1 protein-coding gene is annotated in these 257 nt (G+C 39.7%); it reads left to right on the top strand.

Annotated elements, in window-relative coordinates; all coding sequences use genetic code 11:
• Positions 1-257, top strand: a 257-nt coding sequence (locus GJQ66_RS13235) for a hypothetical protein (RefSeq protein WP_230379651.1), incomplete at both ends; no start/stop codon positions are given.

The raw sequence follows: 257 nt of genomic DNA, 5'->3' as shown, positions 1-257 counted from the left end.
TGTTATTTTTGGTGCTGGTGCTGATTCTAGTGTACAGGTGAATAAAAAAGTAGGTATTGCAACTAGTAAAGAAACGCCTGCAACAGAAACTTTCCAGGTTAGAGGTACTGCTAGAATAACTGATTTACCTTTGAGTGGTACGGCTTCTGCTATAAATACCAAAACAGATGGCACAGCTTCTACAACTAAGGATCAAGCTTTTACTGCTGTTAAAACTGTGGTGGTAGATGCAAATGGTGTTTTGGGTACTGTATCGG

This window comes from Microbacterium sp. ZXX196, from assembly GCF_009709595.1.
Lineage (GTDB): Bacteria > Actinomycetota > Actinomycetes > Actinomycetales > Microbacteriaceae > Microbacterium > Microbacterium excoecariae.
The sequence above is the reverse complement of the archived record's forward strand: the minus strand, read 5'-3'. Positions and strand labels throughout refer to the sequence as shown.